The following is a 19081-nucleotide window of genomic DNA, read 5'->3' as shown; positions in this document are numbered from 1 at the left end:
TGATTTGAGAAGTCCTGAGCCATTCGATGAGAAAGGCTTAGGGCTTTTTTGTTTTGTTGCGATGCTGCGCCGTTGTTCGGGGTCGTAAGCGTGCATTGTTGCCGCTACGCTTCGGGCGGATTCAAAGGCGAAAAGAAGGAGATACAGGGAGAATGCAAAAACCCTCTCTTACGCAATTGCAAGAACAACAATTTGATGTTGTCGTCATCGGTGGTGGCGTGATTGGTGCCGGGATTGCTCGTGATGCCTCGCTTCGTGGCCTGCGAGTAGCCCTTTTTGAGAAGGATGACTTTGCGGCGGGCACCTCTTCCACCTCGACGCGTCTGGCTCATGGGGGCCTGCGCTATCTTGAAATGCTTGACTTTGGGCTGGTTCGGCAGGATCTTGGGGAGCGCGAGAAGCTGCTGCGGATCGCTCCGCATCTGGTGAAGCCGCTACGCTTTGTGGTGCCGCTCTGGTCGCGCAACTGGTTTTATCGTACCAAGCTCAAAATAGGTATGATTTTGTATGATCTGCTTTCGTATGATAAGAGCCTGCCCAATCATACCTTCTGGAATCGGGAGGAGTTGCTTCAGCGTGAGCCAATGCTGAACCCGGATGGCTTGCAGGGCGCGCTCTGTTATTATGACGCTCAGATCCCTTCAACCGAGCGCCTGGTGCTTGAAAATGTGCTGGATGCCGCCGAACATGGGGCACAGATCTGGAATCATACAACCGTGACCGGCCTGCTCCGCAGCGGCGATCAGGTTTATGGCGTGCAGGTGCGCAATGAGCAGAGCGGCGAGACAGCAGACGTTCGGGCGCGACTGGTCATCAACGCTGCCGGTCCCTGGCTCGATGGTCTTACCACGAAGCTGCTTGACGAGCCAAGCCACAGGGTGCGCATGACGAAGGGCATTCACTTTACCGCACCTCCGGCCTGTAACCATGCGTTGGTGTTGTTCGCGCAGCAGGATAACCGTCTCTTTTTCGTGATTCCCTGGAATGGCTATTCGTGGGTTGGTACAACCGACACCGACTACAACGACTCTCCTGATAAGGTGCGGGCAAACGGCGAAGATGTCGACTACCTGCGCGACTCGGTAGAAACCTTCCTGCCCGAGGCCGATTGGGAGCAGATCTACTTCACAACGGCGGGCCTGCGGGCGCTGGTGCGCAAGGAAGGCGTGAGCGAGTCAGCGGTGTCGCGAAAGCATGCGCTGGTCGATTTCAGCAAGACCGAGGGACTGAACGGCATTATGTCTGTAGTTGGCGGCAAGCTGACGGCGTATCGTGGCATTGCCGAGGAAGCGGTTGACATGGCCTGTAAGAAGCTTGGCGTCTCAAAGCGCTCTCAGACGGCCAGAGTACCATTGCCCGGCGCGCGTGTGCAGGAGCATAGCAGTACCCATGACAAGATGCTTCGTGAGCTGCAAGAGCGGATCTATAGAGCCGGTGCCGGGCTGAACCTGAGTGACCAGCAGATTGATTACCTGCTGCATCTCTATGGCCTCTACACACTGGATCTCTTTGAGCTTGCGCGTACGCGTCCAGAGCTGGCCGAGCGGATTCATCCGAACTACCCCGACATCCGGGCACAGATTGTGCGAGCCATCACCGCCGAGTATTGCACTATGGTTGATGATTTCATCTTCCGGCGCACTATGCTAGGCTTCTCGGAAGATCAGGGCAAAGAGGCGCTGCCCGTCATTCTTGATGAGATGGGCAAGCTGTTGAACTGGACGGCTCAAGCTCGGCAACGACAGGAAGAGCGCTATCAGTGGGCAATCAGAAAAAGTCAGGCCTTCCGCGAGGAACTGAAGCCGACGACGTCACAGGCACAGGTCTCGTTATCGCATAAATAGCACATCGAAGAACGCCCGGGGAAAACATGCCGGGCGCTCTTTTTTTTGGTTCTGCTTGAACATGTTTCGTGATAAAAAAGGAAGCGTCCGGCGAACCAGACGCTTCGAGCATGCGTAAAGAGGACAACTGTTATTGGACAGACGGCTCGTGCGAGCGTTCGCGTACAGCCTCGCCTTTTGTTTCAGTATCGCCAGATTGTCCCATATGGCGCGCTGCCAGCACCTTGCTGATTGAGAAATCATAGATGAGAGCGCCGATGATACCGCCAACAATCGGGGCAACGATAGGAATCCAGGTGTAGTCGTTCAGTGCCCCGAAGCCACCGCCTACCAGCGCCATCCACAGGCGTGGGCCGAAGTCACGGGCAGGGTTGATTGCATATCCAGAGTTCAGGCCGAACGATGCACCGATTGCGACAATCAGGAAACCAATGATCATCGGGTTCAGGTTTGCCTGTACGGGCTGATTGCGTCCGTCGGTAATCGCCAGGATCAGACCGACCAGGAGCGCGGTGCCGATCAGCTCGGTTCCGAAGGCGCCGAACACGCCGACAAAGTCCTTCTTCCCGGTGTAGAAGACGCCGCCAACCTGACTGACGGTGTTTGCATCGAGCGCTTTTCCGCCGAGTGCGTGGTCAATCGCACCTTTGTAGACAAAGTAGAGAATCCCTGCGGCAACGAACGCGCCAACAACCTGCGCCACGATGTAGGGAATGACTTTCCGCCAGGGAAGCCGCCCGGTGACTGCCTGCGAGATCGTTACTGCCGGGTTCAGGTGGGCACCACTGATCGCGCCTGCAACGTAGATACCGAGCATGACTGCCAGACCCCAACCCAGGATAATAACAACCCATGAGTTCGCGAACGGCGTTGCGGCCCCGTTCGGGCCAGTGTTTGTGAAGAGCTGGAATGTCGCGACACAGCCATCACCGAACAGAATCAGGACCAGTGTGCCGAAAAACTCGGCGAGGGCCTCGCCCCAGGTTCCGGCCAGCGGCGAACGCTTTGCAATACTAGCCATAAATACCTTCTCCGTTTCTGTAAGAGGACAAGAAAAAGACGCTGAACAAAGGGAATGCGGAGACCGGCCCGCGTTGCAGGCCAGCCTGACGCAACCGAAAAATTATCGCTGTTCCCAATTCAGAGAGCGCTCAACGGCGCGTTTCCAGCCCGAGTAGAGCTCTTCACGCCTCTCTGCACTCATCTGCGGCTCAAAGGTGCGATCAATGGCCCACTGGGCGGCCACTTCCTGCTTGCTGCTCCAGAAGCCAACGGCCAGACCTGCCAGATAAGCCGCACCAAGCGCGGTGGTTTCGGCCACTTTCGGCCGCTGGACAGGAACGCCGAGAATGTCGGCCTGGAACTGCATGAGCAGGTTGTTGACGACCGCGCCGCCATCAACGCGCAGCGCCTTCAACTCAACGCCGCTATCGGAGCTCATGGCTTCCAGCACGTCGCGGGTCTGGTAGCACATGGACTCAAGCGTTGCGCGGGCAACGTGACCCATCGTGGAACCGCGAGTCAGGCCCATAATTGCGCCACGTGCGTAGGGGTCCCAGTGGGGAGCGCCCAGACCGACGAAGGCAGGAACCAGATAGACCCCACCATTGTCCTCGACGGTCGCGGCCAGCGGCTCGACTTCTGCGCTGCTATGGATCGCTTTCAGGCCGTCACGCAGCCACTGCACGGCTGCGCCAGTGACGAAAATGCTGCCTTCGAGCGCGTAGGTGACTTTGTTATCGGTTTTCCAGGCGATGGTAGTCAGCAGGCCGCAGTTTGAGGGAACGGCCTGAGCGCCGGTGTTCATCAGCATGAAGCTGCCGGTGCCATAGGTGTTCTTCGCCATGCCAACTTCATAGCAGGCCTGACCGAATGTGGCTGCCTGCTGGTCGCCCGCGATACCGGCAATTTTGATCGGCGCGCCGAAAAATTCGGGGTCCGTCTCGCCGTAGATTTCGCTGGACTGACGCACTTCGGGCAACATGGCGCGAGGAACACCCAGTTCCTGAAGGATGACATCATCCCAATCGCCCTCATAGATGTTGTAGAGAAGGGTTCGGGAGGCGTTTGTTGCGTCGGTGATATGTACGCGTCCTTTGGTTAAACGCCAGATGAGGAAGGTATCCACGGTGCCGAAAAGCACTTCGCCACGCTCGGCTTTTTCGCGCACACCCGGGACATTATCAAGAATCCATTTGACTTTTGTACCAGAAAAATAGGCATCCGTCACCAGTCCGGTGCGTTTGCGGATCTCCTGATCAAATCCCTTTGCCTTGAGCTCATCACAGATAGGTGCGGTCAGGCGGCTCTGCCAGACGATTGCGTTACAGACGGGTTTGCCTGTCTCTTTTTCCCAGACAAGGGTTGTTTCACGCTGGTTGGTAATACCGATAGCCGCCACGTCGGCAACTGATGCCCCTGCCTTCTTCAGAACGTCCTGGGCCACGGCTAACTGACTTGACCAGATATCTTCGGGGTTATGCTCAACCAATCCGGGTGCCGGGTAAATCTGGGGGAATTCTTGCTGTGCAACGCTCACGATTGCTCCATCGTGATCGAAGAGGATTGCACGTGAACTGGTTGTTCCCTGGTCAAGGGCAAGCACGAACTTAGCCATACAACATTGTCCTTCTTTCTATACATTGATTAACAACGATGTACAAAGTAGCGGGAAGCTACAGCGCTTCCATTCTATGACAACAGGTGTACCTGTCGTCCCTATCTGCTCTCTGGATAGCTTGCGGTCGATGCTATCTCTCCTGTTTCAACGAGCGCATTCAAGGCCAGAGATCTGCCTGGCTGACTGCAACACCCTGTGCTCCGGCTTTGAGAACCGCCTGCACCTGTTGCGGGGTGTAGATCAGTCCAGAGGCCAGGAACGGGAGCGGAAATGGAAATTCCTGTAAGTGTGGAACTACCAGCGCGGGTGAAATATCGAGCAGGTCTACATCGGCCAGATTGACGGTTGTTAACGATGCCTGAAGACCAGTCGAGTCAACGGCAAAAACGCGCTGGACCGTCTGAAAGTGAAGAGCCTTCCCCATAGTGAGCACGCGCGGATTGTTAGAGACGATGCCATGAACGTGACAGCGTTCGGACAGATATGCAAGGCCATCGGCATCCGCATGGACGCCGTCAATCTGATCAATATTGACGTACACCAGCAGCCCTTGCTGATGCGCCCGTTCAATGCGGGGGGCAAGATCGAGCAGATTGCAATGGCGTAGCACGACTGCCTTCACCTGAGGATGTTCCATAAACTGTGTCAGTTGCACAGCATTCTCGACAACCGGAATGATCTTCGCGGTTATCGAGGGAGGAAGCGACGTTTTAGCGGCTTTTATATCCATGCGCATCTCTCCTGACAGTAAGCAAGCAATAAGCTCTAAGCCTTATAGACTTGCGGCCAGAACTTCTCATCTCACTGTCCTGCGCACACGCTATAGGGGCACGTAGTCTTGTTTTCTTTCAATCCACAGGGGCTTGCGAGACCGCTGCGGATGTTCTCCTCGCCTGAGGAATGCAGGGAAAAGGCTTTACTGGCGCTGCGTCTCTTCTAAGAAAAAAGTACACATAACAGCGCAAAAGCCTGACAGCTACACGTTATAGCTGTACAATAGGGCGTTTGTAGACTATAATATAGTCCATTCACGCTCTCTTTGTCAAGGGCTATCTGGCAAAAACTCAAGAGAAAACTCCTGCTTGCTCTTGTATGATGAAATGAGAAGGAGGTGACAGGGGATACTGCTATGAGGAAAGAAGATTTTGTCAAGCTGGCGAGCCGCTATCCGCTGGCCGCGGCCATGAAAACGAGCAAGGATATGGAGCTTGCTCTGACGTCTCGGGCATCACTGCTCTTTGTGCTGCGCGGCAATGCATTTCATCTCGAACCCTATATCGAGCGCGTGCATCAGCAGGGCAAAGGTGTGGTTGTCCATATCGATTTAATTGGTGGGGTGGGGAAAGACCGAGCCGGGATCAAGTATTTGCGCAAAATTGGCGTGGATGCCATTATCACCAGTCGCTCCCAGTTGATTGCGGCGGCTCGTGCCGAGGGCCTGCTGACGATTCAGCGCCTGTTGCTGCTGGAAGATTCGGCGCTGGAACGGGGGGTTCGCACGATTGCCCATGCATCCCCTGATTTTGTCGAGGTGTTACCCGGTATTATTTTTCCTGAAGTGGCTGCTACACTGCGTTCTCTTCTGCCCGGTCCCTTTATCGCTGGCGGCTTTATCCGCACGCCCGAAGAGGTCAGGCACATTCAGGCCGCAGGTGCTATCTTATGCAGCAGCAGCACTACGAGTCTGTGGAATGACCTCTCCCTGTGAACTGCCTTTTGTCGAAAACGGGCAGAGCCGACATGTTTTGCCCGGCTTCGGCGCTTTTCCCCCTGAAATCGCTTCTCTGGCCTTGCGAATACCTTAAAAAAGCACGCTTGCTCTCTAGACTGCCTGTGCTGTGATAAGGTATCATTGGTAATGAATAGGTGAAATAGGGCAGACTATTCGATCTGGCTGAGAAATCAGGAGGAAAAAACTCTCACTCCGTTCAGGACACGCAGGGAAGAACATGCCGTCGGGCAGGAAGCCCTGAGAGTTCTTTGACGTACCTGACATTTCTACATGACGAAAGGATTTCTAAACACATGTCCCTTCTATCAGAGGACCCTACCGTAGGGATGACGGTAGATGAGCTCATTGGACAAGTGCTCTCTGTAGGCTTCCCGGGGACGACGCCAACCGCTGAGATTCTCGATTTGATTCAGAAGCATCATGTTGGCTCTATTATGCTTTTTGCACGCAATGCTGAAGATGTGCACCAACTGCGCAATCTGACTCGCAGTCTGCAAACGAGCGCACGGGAGGCCGGGCACCGCTTCCCGCTGTTGATCTCCAATGACCAGGAAAATGGCATGATTCAGCGTCTCGGGCGTGGCTCAACCATCTTTCCGGGAAATATGGCGCTAGGCGCAATCGATTCAGAGCAGATCGTCTATGATGTGGCTCAGGCTGTGGGGCAGGAGATGAAAGCTCTGGGCATCAATATGAATTTTGCTCCCGTCATCGATGTCAACAATAATCCCGACAATCCCATTATCGGGAATCGCGCTTTCGGCGAGGATCCAATGCAGGTCGCTCGTCTGGGCGTGGCGACCGTAAAGGGGTTTGCCAGCGCGGGCGTGATTACCTGTCTGAAGCACTTCCCGGGTCACGGTGATACGGCGGTCGATTCTCACTATGCACTGCCAACTATTCTGCATTCGTTGGAACATCTGCAACGCGTTGAGCTGGTTCCTTTCCGCTATGGCATTGAGGCCGGTGCCGATGCGGTCATGACCGCTCATATTTCCTTCCCCGCCCTGACCGGGGATGAGTCGTTGCCTGCAACGCTCTCTTCGCATGTGCTGCAACATCTGCTTCGTGAGCAACTGGGCTTCGGCGGACTGGTTGTGACTGACTGTCTGGAAATGGATGCCATTATTGATACGGTCGGTATCGAGGCCGGTACGGTTGATGCGTTGAAGGCCGGGTCCGATCTGCTGCTGATCTCGCACACCTACTCGCGGCAGCTACAGGCGGTTGAGGCGATTCGCCGGGCGCTGCAAACCGGCTATCTCTCGGAGGAACGCTTGCGCGAGGCTGCCGGGCGCGTCTTGCGGCTCAAGGCCCGGGCTCTGTCCTGGGAAGAGGCGCTGACAAACGATCAGGCTATGATCTGTGTGGGCAGCGATCTGCATCGTGAGCTGAGTGAGAAGGTCTACGAGCTCTCGACGACGCTGGTCAAAGATACGAAAGGGCTGATCCCGCTGAACCTCAAGCCCGAGCAGCGCATTCTGGTGGTGTATCCGCGCAAAGAGGCGTGGTCTCAGATCTCCGACCGGGTGTACCCGATTGCGCTGCTAGGCGAGTATATTCGTTTACGCCATGCAAATGTGCGCATACTGTGTTTCGATCCAACCGCAATCAGTAGCGCCTACCGGGAGATTCAGCGGGCGGTCCATGAAGCGGCTCTGGTCATTATGGTGACGGTCAATGCCAATCTCGATCCACAGCAGGCTATGTTGATGCAGGAAGTGTTGCAATCGAACAAGCCTGTCATTGGTATTGCCGGCATGTTCCCCTATGATCTGCTGGCTTTTCCGCGTCTTAGCACGTACCTGACAACCTATGAGTATACTCCGCCCGCTCTGGAGGCTCTGGCACGGGTTCTTTTTGGCGAGATTGCTCCTCAGGGGCAGTTGCCGGTTTCGCTGCCCGATATCCCGCCGGGGCGCAAGCGCTTCTCTTTTGGCTTGCAGTCGTCTAGAGTACAGGACAAGCTGGAATTACAGGAAAAAGAGGCAGGATAGTCTTCTAGATCGAACACGCTCTTCTCCGCTTTCAGGGGAAGAAGAGCGAGAGAAGGAATGGAAGGTGAAAAGAGTCCCGGCAGTTCGACCGGGACTCCAACAGAAAAAGATGAGGGGAAACTATCTTTTATCGGAGGGGCGGTAGCCTACCCGCTCCAAAAACGTATGTGTTACCTTTCCCCGATGCAAGAAATAGATTTTGCAGGCGTAGTATCTCTCGTCTCGTCCCGCACGCAAATAGGCCTGCCGCGCCTCCTCAGGGTTGTTGCCCTCGAATAGAACGAGATCTCCCGCTTTGATAGTGTATTCATATCTGGATTCATATGCTTCGCTCTTCATGACTTCCTCCTGACAACATGTTGGTATAAGGAGGGATGCGTGATCCCTCCCACTACGAATACACGGCTTGAGGGAAGTCCCCTCATAGGTGGAGGTGGTTTCGCATTATGTAGAGCTCTTGCAAGGGGCGATAAAAGCAGACTCTACAGGTTCCCGAAAGGGGAATGTTGTAACATGATATCTGAATGAATGAATACAGGTCCATGCTGCCACAGAACTCGCAGCGCTGATACTGCATGTGTCGAATGACGCCGGCAAGCGCCGCCTGCATCTCGCGGTGCGACTGCGGGTAGTGCTGGGGCAGCGTGGCGGCGTACTCTCGGGTATACCCCACCAGCGCGGCCACTTCCCCTTCACTCACTTTCAGCTCGACGGGCTCCGACGCGTCCTCGATCCTCACAAGGCTCATCTGGTGATAAAGACTCTGTAAAAAGCTGTTTTGTGGCATCTTTGCCAGAAGTGCTACTAGCACTCCTTTTAACAAGCGAAATTCGTGAACGGGCAATTTCATCTTACAATCTCCTCTTCATCTTTTATAAGCCACTCCTTTGTGTTGCCCTCTACCTTCTATGATACTTATCTATCTCGCTTCTGCCAACAATCTTCTCTGCACCCTGCACTTTTAGCTCATACAATGCAAAGAGCTTTGTGATATACTATGAGGAGTGGAAAGTGTTCAATGCTTAGAAGGTTGGTTTCTATGTTGGAGTGGAAACAGATAGCAACGACGCTTAAAGCGTATAAGCAACGGCAAAGAATCTCATATCCGGCCATTGCCCGGGCTCTCGGCTTGAAAGAGCGACAGGTGTATTACATCTTTCAGGGCAAGGGTGACCTTCTCAATTCCTATGCTCTGTTACGCCAGCTCTCGCAGGTCCTTGCTATTCCTCCCCACCTCCTGGGACTCTCGCTGATCGAGCGTCCCCCGATCGAGATCGGGCGTGAGATTGCGAAGCGACGCAAAGCACGCAGGATCTCACAGGAGGCGCTGGCGGAAAAGATGGACCGCTCTGTTGAATTTGTATCACGGCTTGAAAACAAAGGGGAAGGACTCGACAATATGCGCAGACGAAAGGCTCTCTCTTTGCTTCTGGGAATTCCACCCACTCTGATGGGTCTGGCTGATGCCTCGATCCCGATGAAACAGCTCGTGCAGAAGGTGGATATGCAAATGTATCAAGATAGACTCGATACATTGTACAAAACGTATTATTACAAGGGAGCGTCCGCGCTTCAAGAGGTAGAGCAGCAGATAGCGCAGCTCAAGTTGCTTGAGCAGGACAGCGAGACCAGAACCATGCTCTACCGCTATCACGCTCTGGCGCTGCTCATTGCCCGCGAGGACTATAACTTTCATGCCATTCATGTCCACTCCCAGGCCTGCATTGATCTCGCGGGCGATAGCGCCATCAAGCGCGCGCTCGCCCACTACCACCGTGCCGAGGCCTTCCGCGAAATCGAGCTGTATGGCGAGGCTGTCACGCAGATCGGCCTTGCGCTCAAGATCAACCACCTGCCGCTGAATATCCTCTATCGCCTGGCACTGGAAGCCGGTACGATCCACTACAGCGCGCCTCCGGGCATCGGTGAGGGCACCCATTATGGCGCGAAAATGCTCTCTCGGGCGGAAAAGCTCTTTCCCCAGGTTGCAGGTTCAGTTGACAGCATTAGCCAGCTCCCCATCTTGGGGGAGGACTTTCTTGCCTTGCGCCGCACGATGGCCCTCGTCAATGACCCCTCCGCCTGCGCTCAGGCCATTGAGGAAGCCCGAGAGCTGTCAAAGGTGATGCCACGTCGTGCCATGATCCTTGATACCTACGAGGCAGATCTTGCCGCCAAGAAAGGCAATATCGAGGAAGCGCTGCTGCTCACGGCCCGTGCTGAGCAAAAGGCCCGCGAAATGAAATCGCAGCTTAACCTTGCCCGTGTGGCACGCGTGTATGAGGAACTCAAACAACAACAAATGTAAACATATTGGCCGGGAGTATGAGAGGCTCCCGGCTTCTCCCGAGAGGAAAAGCAAGTTCAGAGGCCGCCCGGCGTGCTCTCAGGAAGGCAATATTCTAGTATAGAGGCAGCGATCCTTCCGCAAGGAATAATGAAGAAAGGAAGCAGGCATATATGTCGAAAATAGTCGATGGCGAGGAGTATCTAGAAACTGAAGAGGTAATGGAAGAACTTGCTGCATCAAAGAAACTTTTCTATACGAGTATCAAACCCAACCTTCAGGCGTACCGCTTCGAGGGGAAGAAGAAACCCTGGTACAGGAAAAGGGATGTGCTTGCCTTAAAAGCCGGGAAGCCGCTTCGTAAAGCATCTATCGCCATTACAGGGATGTTTGGTAGCTGGACGGCTTTTGCTCGGGCGCAGTATGGGGCAGAGACAGAGCTTCGGAGCATTGAGGTGACGACGCTTCCTGAAGACGCTGTAGAGCGGTTTCATCTCCCTGCCGATCAGCAATTCGTCAAGCGCTCGCGTTTGAGCAGGATAGACCGTACCGTGATTTGCGCATGGGATACCTACTATCCGGTGGAGCTGGTCAGAGACATCATAGAACCCTTGAAGCAGGGTACAGTAGACCACATTGTTGAATATATCAGAGAGAAGCACGGTCTTGTCGTCGGGCGTGCGAAAGACATCTACAGCGCTCGCATGACAACGCTCGATGAACAAAATCTCTTTCAACTTCCTGCCGATGAGCCGGTACTTATCTTGCAGCGGGCATCCTATACGAGAGATAAGCAAACGCTCATCCTGTTCTCTGACATGGTTCTTCTGGGAAACTGGTTCGTTCATCAGCATGAGTATGATGTGTCCATCGGGCAGAGAACGAGAACCAGCCTGTTAACCAGCGAAGAAGTCCTGTAGCATACGTTTTTGCTCACTGTAACTGATAAGCAGCACATACAATTGTATCAAGTCTGTATCCGACATGCATTAAAAAGCCCCTGACGTACGCCAGGGGATGAAGCTCGCTTGAGAGGAGATCCCATCGGTGCTAGTGGGTCCAGGGATCGAGTTTGAGCCGTGCGGCTACCTCAGGTGTTGGTGCGGGATACACGCGTTCACGAGGCACCTGAAGCTGTGCAAGCGCGTTCGCCTGAACGAAGGCTCGCTGCTCTGCAACAAAGGCAGAAATATCTTCTATCGCCGCAATCTCCTCTTTCGCGTAACGGGCAAGCGTGTTTCCACGTAATCCCAGTTGTAGAGCGCGTCGGGGAAGACGATCGCCATTCGGAGCATGATCGGGGTCCCATTGCAAGACGACCTGAGAGTGATGTAATTGCTCGTACCATGCGGCCTCATCGGGATAGATGTCGGAGCGATAGGACGAGTGAACCGCTTGCGTGAGCAGCTCATCAAAGAAGGCGCGTTTCAGCGAGATCGCAAGCACGACCTCCTGCTGTGGCGATGTGCCCCATTTGCTGCGATACATCATCCAGAGAAAGTTTGGCTTGATCCAGCTCGTGCGCTCCAGGCGGAATTCGCCACCAAAATAGCCATGAGTTGCCGCAAAATGGCCGATAGCGGGCTTGTAGGCCTGATAGACGACTACACACTGCTCATCATATTGCGCGAGGATGTGGCGTCCCTCTTCGGGCCATTTGTCGAGTTGTTGAAGATAGGAAGTTGTTTGAAGCTGCATCGTATGTCTCCAGAGAGAAAAAAAGAAGCGCCGCGGCGGGCAAGCGCTTCTTTCATAACAAACAAACGCCATGAAGCAAGGAGGAGTTGATGAGAACGTTATGGTTTACAGGACCATTGTTTCCAGGTGTATCCGTCGTTCTTGAAAAGATAGTATGCGGCCTGTGCATTTGCGGTCGGATCGAAAATACTCTGTCCCGCGTAGGGAGTACCTGCCCAGGTGCCCGGCATGATCTGGAACAGTCCTGAAGCGCCGGACGGATTTTGTGCATTTGGATTCAGCCCGGACTCACACTGAGCGACACGGATCGCGGCATCTCCATAGGAGCCGAAAACCGAGAGAATAATAGATTTGATGCCTTCGGGGCCGCTGACCGGTGGTGGTGTGGTTGCGACTGGAGAGGGTACCTGTGTCGGGCTTGGCTCGGGTGATGGACTTGGCGTCGGGCTTGGTGTCGGCGTTGGCAACAGATTTTCCGCAGTGCTGATAGTGTCGTCCTGTTGCATCTTGACGCCGGGATTATCGGGCATATCGAAGGGCAGGGTTGTCATATGGGTGGTGCGTGGTTCGGTGCTCTTTGGTGTGGGAGCAGGGGTCCCTCTCGATGCGAAGAGGCTGAACCCGGTTCCCAGAGCGGCAACTACCACGGCTGCGAGACAGGTCAGCAGGATGTGGCTCTTTTTAAAGCCTTTGAAGCCCTGCTGTTGCGCGGTCGTCCTCTCATTCTTATGTTCTTTCAACATTGCTCCTTTCTGAAGTCAGGCGTTGCGGTAATCCTTGCTACAGAACTCAGTATGCCTGCCATGCGTTGATGCGTTCTGTAACACCATACAGCGAAAATCAACTTCGATCAATGAAAGCGTGCGAAATATAGCCAAAATTAACCAGATAGTTCAGCAGAAGAAGTTTTTGTAGAAGAAACAGCAGAACGAGCAGGACCTTCTGTCAGCGGCGAAGCAGAAGGCCCTGCATGGGCTACAATTGCTTGAGGTATGCGCCAATCAGGCGGGCCGCGGCTGCCGCACCCTCTTCTTGCTGTAGCTGCTTGCTCACCTCGACTGCTCTCTGCTTGAGTGCCTGATCTGTGCGCAGCGTTTCGAGGGCGGTCATCAGGGTCTGGGCATCCAGTTTGCGATAGGAAAGCGGTTCCATTCCGGCCCCGAGGGCGGCGATGCGAGCGGCCCAGAAGGGCTGATCGACGCGATAGGGGATAGTCAGCGAGGGGACGCCATGACGCAGGCAGGCCCCGCTGATATAGGAACCCGCGTAGTGCACGGCTGCCGAGACACGTGGAAGCAACCACTCATAGGGCACTGGCTCGCTGACAAGCACGTTCTCGGGAAGCTCCTCTGCCGGAAAGACGCCGTTCTGAATCAAGATAGCGCGGATGCCGCTTTTTTGCAGCGCTTCGGTAAAGCTGCGGACGATGCGCCGAATGGAGGTCGGTGGCATGCTGCCGGGATGGATCAGGACAGGCGGGCCCTGCTCAAGAAACTGCTCAAGCTCTCGCGAGGGCTGCCAGTTCTGCGGCGCGGGCTGGAACCAATAGCCGGTTACGTGCACGTTCTCCTCCCAATGAGCCGGGACTACCAGCGGGCTGAAGCCATAGAGAATCGGGGCTCCGCTCTGGCGCTGCCCGACAAACGGGGTACGCGCTCCCCGATACGCACGTAGCCCGAGCGACTTCCGCCGCCACTTGTTAATAAGCGAGCGGGTAAAGAACCAGGACAGCGAATCCAGGAGCGAATAGGAGAAGGTGTTGTAACCGGGCCCCAGAGGGAGCGCGGGCATTCCCTGAGCCGGGAAAGCGTCAGTAGGCGTCAAATAAGGCTGCGTTAACGCGGGAATCGCGGGAACCTGAAGCTTTTCTGCGATATGGGGAGCCGCGAGCGTGGTTGCGGACGAATAGACCAGCACATCGGTGTTTTCCGAGAGCTGGTAGGCGGTATCGAGCAGCGCCTGAAAGAAGACCCGGCGGGCGTTCTGCCGTCCTTCGCGCTGCATCAGCTCGCGCACAACCTCCTGAAGTGGCCTTCCGGTCGTGACACAGCGTAGATCGTAGGATTCAACAAAGCTTCTGAGGTCGTTGGTGGTGCCAACCGAGACAGGAAAGCCTTCTTGCTTGAGGTGGGTCGCAAGGGAAAGATATGGTTGCACATCATCACGCGTACCCATCGCAAGGATACGGACGCGCTTGCTGGACATAGAGATCTCCTTTGCATTGGTGCCATTTCTGACATTGTATTACAGAGTTGAAAAGGATTCCTCTATTGTAGGCCAGGGGCGACGATGGCGCCAGAGGGAGAAGGAAGCGAGCGGAGAGGGCTCGCTTCCCGAGAAGTGAGCTAGTGTACAGACGATGTTGTCTTGCAGGGTGCTTCGGGTTGCGGGAACGAGAGGGCAGGGCCAAAGACTTCCAGGTGAATCTGTGACGCAGGGTGGTTGATCTCCTGCAACATCGAAAGGACCGCCGTCATAAAGGGGCGTGGCCCACAGAGGTAGACATCCATATGCTGTCCAGCATGCTCCCGAAGCCAGTCGAGCGTGATGCGTCCCGCTGTGATGCCGGCCTGTCGATCTGCGTCGGTGCAGCGTTCATAGAGCGTCGTGGCCGAGAACGAGGGATGTGCGGCGACCAGCTCGTTGATTTCCTCACCGAAGGCATGATAGGCTTTTTCGCGTACGGCATGTAAGAGCGTGACCCGGCGTCCCGGGTTCTCTTCAGCGATCGCTCGTGCCATGCCAAGCAGCGGCGTAATGCCCACGCCACCGGCCAGCAGCAGCACGTCTGTGGAGGCATGGGGATCAAGCGTGAAGGCGCCATAGGGGGCACTGATCTCGATGCGATCACCCTCATTGAAATCGTAATGCAGTGAGGAAGAGACAATACCGGCTTTTTCAGTGTTGTCGCGTTCCAGCTTTACCCCGATGCGATAATAGGATTTTCCGGGAGCCGAGATCAGGCTATACTGGCGCAGGTGGCTGTAGCCATCTTTCTGCACTTTGACGGTAATGTACTGCCCGGGCTGATGCGTCATGATCGGCTGGCCGTCCTCTGGCTCCAGGGTGAGCGAGAGAATGTCTGTGCACTCCTGGACCTTGCGGCGAATGATGAACGGGCGAAAGCCGGTCCAGCCGCCCTTGCTCCCGGCAACCGAGCGGTAAATATCCTGCTCCATCCGAATGAAGTAATCAGCGATGACATCATAGGCCTTGAGCCAGACGCGCTCAACCTCAGGGGTGACGGCATTTCCCAGAACGTCTTTGAGAGCCAACGTGAGATACTTGCCAACAATCGGATAATGCTCGGGCTGTACATTCAGGCTGCAATGCTTATGCGCGATATGCTGCACGACAGGCTCGATAGCATCCAGGTTGTCGATATGCGCGGCTGCGGCATAGACGGAGCTTGCCAGTGCCTGCTGCTGGAGACCATCGCGCTGGTTCGAATGGTTGAAGATATTCAAAAGCTCAGGATGTGCTGTAAACATCATGTTATAGAAACGAGTCGTAATCTCTGACCCGTGTGCTTTCAAGACAGGGACAAGTGATGCAACAAGTTGGATCTCTTCTCTCTGTAAGGCCATGTCTCTGAGTCCTTTCTAAAGATGTATCTTATATATATCTTACAATCGAAACTATATCGCATTTTGATAAGCTGATGCAAGGGGTAGAAAGAATGAAACCAGAAACGTATAATAGTGATCATTGAATGGCTGGCGGCACTGCAAACGGGTGTGAAGAGGAAAAGCCTGTATTCAACATGAGAAGATGCTTTATAAAGAAATAAGGGAGCAAATGAAAAGGAATGCGACTGACGTACCAAACAGATTACGCGTTGCGAACCTTACTGTATCTTTCCTGTCTTCCTGAAGGGAAGTTAGCGAATATCCAGGAAATCGCGACAGTATATGCAATATCGCAGAATCATTTAATGAAAATCGTGCATAAGCTGGGAAAACTGGAATATATTGAGACGATTCGGGGTCATAAAGGCGGGCTTCGATTGAAGAAGAAGCCGGAAGAAATCAATATCGGGGCGTTGGTTCGCATGACAGAGGAAGATTTTTACATTGTTGAATGCTTTCATCAGCAAACAAACCGCTGTCTGCTCTCGCCGGTCTGCCAGTTGCGGGGAGTTTTCCAGGAAGCAATGGCCGCCTTCTTTCGGGTACTGGATAACTATACGCTTGCAGACCTTATTCAGGATCGTGAGATGTATGAACAGCTTTTTGAGCAAAAGCTTATAGAAATATCATGAAACCGGGCTCATTTTGTGAGCATTCTGTGATGTCCCTTTGTCTGCTATAATGGGAGTTCCCGAGAAGAACGTGTCAAAGCGCGCATTCTGTTAACTGCCTAACAGCCTGTCTGCCGCAAGGGTGTTATGCTGCGACAAGAGTACGGGCGTCTCTTTGACCTCCGTATTTCAGGGAAGAAAGAAAATCAAGGGGGTTCCCATGCGACAAAAAGGGCATCTGTTCCGGTGGCCCGGTTTGCTCCTGCTGTTCGTGCTGCTGGTTCCACTGCTGGCAGCCTGTGGAGAGGGCGACCAGAGCAATCAGCCAAAGCCAACACCGAACCCTGAGTTTCAGCGTGTTGCGTATGATATCGGCCTGCCTCCCGAGGCAAAAAAAGCGCCTGTTGTGGGCGATGTGCCTGCCGACACACCGATTGATATCACCGTGATGTTCAAGACCGATGATAAGGTTCTGGATGAGATCGGAGGTGATGGCAAGGGCAAGCCCGGCGACTCTGTTGACCTTGACAAAGAGGCGAAAAAGCTTGGCATTAGCGATGAAGATTATGCGCTGGTAAAGCAATATTTCGGCGTTGATAATGCAACCTTAGAGCTTGGAAAGCTGCACACCACGCTGAAAGTCAAAACGAAGACGGGTTCTCTGGGGAACCTGCTGCAAACGAAGTTCGTCTATCGCGAGCTGAACGGGAAGAAGTTCTTCGCACCCGAAAAAGACCCGATGATCCCCAAATTTATTCTTGACCGTGTTGTCGCTATTACCGGCCTGGAAGATTTCAGTCAGGCTCCTCAAAAGTCGGCTTCATTGAAGCAGTTCAAACCTCTATCGGCGAAGCAGTTACAGAAGAACCAGGCAGGCTGTGATGTTCCGCCCGAAATCGTGAATTGGAACACGGTTGCAGGCGCCTATGGGCTTGCAGGCTTTTATCAGAACGGCTGGACTGGTAAGGGGGTCACCATCTACCTGCCCGAGTTTGAGCCCTTCAATCCCGATGATGTCAGGCCGTATCTTGACTGTGTTGGCTATCGGGGCAAGCTGACCGTGACCACGGTTGGACCGGCTCCTGACCATGAGAGCTCACATGATGCCGATTACGGTTTCGAGACGGTGATGGATATCGAGATGATCGCCGGTCTGGCTCCTGACGCGGATATCAAGGTGTACCAGTCGCGAAATACCGGCTATGCGATGGCAAACGTGCTGAATCAGATCAGCGAGGACAGCGAACAGGATAAGAATATTCAAATGGTCTCGCTGAGTTGGGGGTCTGCTGAGGCGCAGGTAGTGCAGAGCCAGATTGACGCCGAAACGGAGGCCATTCGCACCCTGACACAGGTTAACCATATGAGCGTTTTCGTCATCAGCGGCGATTGCGGCGCATATGGGAGTATGTCAAAATATGATAAGCTGGATGTGATTTTTCCGGCTTCGGTGCCCTGGGCGATCGCGGTTGGCGGCACGCAGCTTACCTCGAACGGAAATGGCCGCGCAAGCGAGGTGACATGGCGTGACCCGAATCCTGATCCAGCGGCCTGTAAGAATACCTGGGGCTCCGGTGGTGGCCTGAGCACGCTCTTTGACCGTCCAAAATGGCAGCAGGGAGCCGGGGTCCAGAACAAGCAGTCGAACGGTAGCCGCCAGTTGCCCGATGTGGCTGCGGCAGCAACCAATCTTGCCATTCATTATCATGGGCAGTGGTACACCGGCTTCGGTACCAGCGCAGCTACGCCGATCTGGGCTGCCACCTTTGCCGTGATCAATCAGGCGCTGGCCCATAATACCGGTTACTTCTTCTACGGCCCCTCGACACTCTACCAGGCAGCCAGTAAGAGCGGCGGAGATCCTGCTTTCTACGATATCGTTGAGGGCGATAACCTGTACTATAAAGCCGGTCCGGGTTGGGATTTCACGACCGGGCTTGGCTCGCCCAATACCAGCAGGCTGTATGATGTCCTTACAGCCATGCTGAAAGACATGAAGAAGTGATGATATTGTGAGAAGAGGGGGGCCAGCGAGCTCCTCTTTTCTCTTCTGTCAGGAGGCAAACACTATGGGCGGGTTCCGCCTGTCAAAATTATTTCTCTTTCTTTTCCCTGTCTTTCTCCTGATACGCCTTTTCCTGCCTGCGGGCAGTGCGAGGGCAATGGATATTTTTATCAAGGATACGGCAAAGATTCTGGAAAGCGATCGAGTGCAGCAGGAGGCGGCGAAACTGCCCTATCATGTGCTGCTGTATACGGCAAAGGAGTTACCAAAAAGCGGCAGAAGGCCCCTAGCTTCAGCCAAGGGGATGGATGGCGCAGGAAGCTAGCAGAGGCAGAACGTTCCCCTTCGCTTGACAGAAGACAATCGTTGTGTTAGGATACGCGAAGATAGTGAGGACGAACAAGGAGCAAGGGATGCTGATCTACGAATACAAGCTCGATGGGTCGAAGGCGCAATTCGCCGCCATCGAGGAAGCCATCCGCACCACCCAATTCATTCGCAACAAATGCCTGCGCCTCTGGATGGATGCACGTGGCGTCTCCAGGAATGATCTGCAGCGGTATTGCGCTGTGCTGGCCAGACAGTTCCCTTTTGCGCTCTCCCTCAACTCGCAGGCCCGGCAAGCTGCCGCTGATCGGGCGTGGGCTGCCATCTCCCG

17 protein-coding genes and 1 pseudogene are annotated in these 19081 nt (G+C 54.4%); 9 read left to right on the top strand and 9 right to left on the bottom strand.

Translation table 11 applies throughout. The annotated features are described in order from the left end of the window. Positions 1-152 precede the first annotated feature (152 nt). A complete protein-coding gene (gene glpD, locus EI42_RS17090) occupies positions 153-1844 on the top strand; it encodes a glycerol-3-phosphate dehydrogenase (RefSeq protein ID WP_111323842.1) in 1692 nt (563 codons plus the stop codon). A gap of 130 nt (positions 1845-1974) precedes the next feature. Here the strand turns inward: glpD and EI42_RS17085 are convergent, their stop codons facing one another. From EI42_RS17085 to EI42_RS17075, 3 genes are all read right to left on the bottom strand, one after another. Then, positions 1975-2865 carry an MIP/aquaporin family protein gene (locus EI42_RS17085; RefSeq protein WP_111323841.1) on the bottom strand — a complete coding sequence of 297 codons (891 nt, stop codon included), beginning with the start codon at positions 2863-2865 and terminating at the stop codon, positions 1975-1977. A gap of 102 nt (positions 2866-2967) precedes the next feature. Further along, a complete protein-coding gene (gene glpK / locus EI42_RS17080; RefSeq protein WP_111323840.1) occupies positions 2968-4461 on the bottom strand; it encodes a glycerol kinase GlpK in 1494 nt (497 codons plus the stop codon). Positions 4462-4621: 160 nt separating this feature from the next. Next, positions 4622-5194 (bottom strand): glycerol-3-phosphate responsive antiterminator, encoded by a 573-nt coding sequence (locus tag EI42_RS17075; RefSeq protein ID WP_170142704.1) that lies wholly within the window; start codon positions 5192-5194, stop codon positions 4622-4624. Between the two features lie 399 nt (positions 5195-5593). Between EI42_RS17075 and EI42_RS17070 the strand changes: the two genes are divergently transcribed. Together EI42_RS17070 and nagZ are read left to right on the top strand one after the other, a co-directional pair. Next, positions 5594-6172: a glycerol-3-phosphate responsive antiterminator gene (locus EI42_RS17070; RefSeq protein WP_111323838.1), complete on the top strand. Its 579-nt coding sequence runs from the start codon at positions 5594-5596 to the stop codon at positions 6170-6172. A gap of 317 nt (positions 6173-6489) precedes the next feature. Continuing rightward, the gene (nagZ, locus tag EI42_RS17065) at positions 6490-8193 is read left to right on the top strand and encodes a beta-N-acetylhexosaminidase (protein ID WP_111323837.1); all 1704 of its coding nucleotides are present in this window, start codon (positions 6490-6492) and stop codon (positions 8191-8193) included. 120 nt (positions 8194-8313) lie between these two features. Here nagZ and EI42_RS17060 read toward each other — a convergent pair whose 3' ends face one another. Together EI42_RS17060 and EI42_RS17055 are read right to left on the bottom strand one after the other, a co-directional pair. Beyond that, positions 8314-8532: an SH3 domain-containing protein gene (locus EI42_RS17060; protein WP_111323836.1), complete on the bottom strand. Its 219-nt coding sequence runs from the start codon at positions 8530-8532 to the stop codon at positions 8314-8316. Positions 8533-8614: 82 nt separating this feature from the next. Next, positions 8615-9043 carry a hypothetical protein gene (locus EI42_RS17055; RefSeq protein ID WP_111323835.1) on the bottom strand — a complete coding sequence of 143 codons (429 nt, stop codon included), beginning with the start codon at positions 9041-9043 and terminating at the stop codon, positions 8615-8617. Positions 9044-9232: 189 nt separating this feature from the next. Here EI42_RS17055 and EI42_RS17050 point away from each other — a divergent pair, with 189 nt between their 5' ends. Then, positions 9233-10501: a helix-turn-helix domain-containing protein gene (locus EI42_RS17050; protein WP_111323834.1), complete on the top strand. Its 1269-nt coding sequence runs from the start codon at positions 9233-9235 to the stop codon at positions 10499-10501. A gap of 152 nt (positions 10502-10653) precedes the next feature. Next, entirely contained in the window at positions 10654-11400 is a 747-nt protein-coding gene (locus EI42_RS17045; RefSeq protein ID WP_111323833.1) for a UTRA domain-containing protein, read from the top strand. A gap of 130 nt (positions 11401-11530) precedes the next feature. On the opposite strand, the gene EI42_RS17040 is transcribed toward EI42_RS17045, so the two are convergent. The 4 genes from EI42_RS17040 to hmpA all read right to left on the bottom strand — a co-directional run bounded on the left by EI42_RS17040 (position 11531) and on the right by hmpA (position 15765). Continuing rightward, entirely contained in the window at positions 11531-12178 is a 648-nt protein-coding gene (locus EI42_RS17040) for a DUF4291 domain-containing protein (protein ID WP_111323832.1), read from the bottom strand. A gap of 98 nt (positions 12179-12276) precedes the next feature. After that, a complete protein-coding gene (locus EI42_RS17035) occupies positions 12277-12921 on the bottom strand; it encodes a transglycosylase SLT domain-containing protein (protein ID WP_111323831.1) in 645 nt (214 codons plus the stop codon). A gap of 232 nt (positions 12922-13153) precedes the next feature. Beyond that, entirely contained in the window at positions 13154-14383 is a 1230-nt protein-coding gene (locus tag EI42_RS17030; protein ID WP_111323830.1) for a glycosyltransferase, read from the bottom strand. 140 nt (positions 14384-14523) lie between these two features. Continuing rightward, positions 14524-15765, bottom strand: coding sequence for an NO-inducible flavohemoprotein (gene hmpA, locus EI42_RS17025; protein WP_111323829.1), 1242 nt, complete (start codon positions 15763-15765; stop codon positions 14524-14526). Between the two features lie 221 nt (positions 15766-15986). Between hmpA and EI42_RS17020 the strand changes: the two genes are divergently transcribed. From EI42_RS17020 to EI42_RS17005, 4 genes and pseudogenes are all read left to right on the top strand, one after another. Continuing rightward, on the top strand, positions 15987-16439 hold the full coding sequence (locus tag EI42_RS17020) for an RrF2 family transcriptional regulator (protein WP_111323828.1): 453 nt from the start codon (positions 15987-15989) through the stop codon (positions 16437-16439). Positions 16440-16638: 199 nt separating this feature from the next. After that, positions 16639-18423, top strand: coding sequence for a S53 family peptidase (locus EI42_RS17015; RefSeq protein WP_111323827.1), 1785 nt, complete (start codon positions 16639-16641; stop codon positions 18421-18423). A 157-nt stretch (positions 18424-18580) separates the two neighbouring features. After that, positions 18581-18748 (top strand): hypothetical protein, encoded by a 168-nt coding sequence (locus EI42_RS32630; RefSeq protein ID WP_170142703.1) that lies wholly within the window; start codon positions 18581-18583, stop codon positions 18746-18748. Positions 18749-18836: 88 nt separating this feature from the next. Further along, positions 18837-19081 (top strand): annotated as a pseudogene (locus tag EI42_RS17005) (RNA-guided endonuclease InsQ/TnpB family protein); the annotation flags it as partial.

The organism is Thermosporothrix hazakensis (genome assembly GCF_003253565.1).
Classification (GTDB): domain Bacteria; phylum Chloroflexota; class Ktedonobacteria; order Ktedonobacterales; family Ktedonobacteraceae; genus Thermosporothrix; species Thermosporothrix hazakensis.
The sequence above is the reverse complement of the archived record's forward strand: the minus strand, read 5'-3'. Positions and strand labels throughout refer to the sequence as shown.